This window comes from Halorubrum miltondacostae (assembly GCF_041379815.1).
Lineage (GTDB): Archaea > Halobacteriota > Halobacteria > Halobacteriales > Haloferacaceae > Halorubrum > Halorubrum miltondacostae.
Genome location: NZ_JBEDNY010000021.1, coordinates 1 through 255 on the forward strand (window position 1 = coordinate 1; position 255 = coordinate 255).

Annotated in this window: 1 rRNA gene; it reads left to right on the forward strand. The window is 58.4% G+C overall.

The window, feature by feature from the left end:
- Positions 1-255 (forward strand): 23S ribosomal RNA (locus ABNG04_RS18020); the annotation flags it as partial.

The following is a 255-nucleotide window of genomic DNA, read 5'->3' on the forward strand; positions in this document are numbered from 1 at the left end:
CTCAAGCCCTAAACAGCCGGGAGGTGAGCTTAGAAGCAGCTACCCGCTAAGAAAAGCGTAACAGCTTACCGGCCGAGGTTTGAGGCGCCCAAAATGATCGGGGCTCAAATCTACCACCGAGACCTGGACGTGCCTGTCAAAGGGCAACCGCGTAGGTTGGCGTACTGGTCGGACGGAAGCCCGGGCGAGAGCTCGTGTGGACCGTCCAGTAACGACAATCCTGGTCACAGTAGCAGCGATAGTCGGGTGAGAACC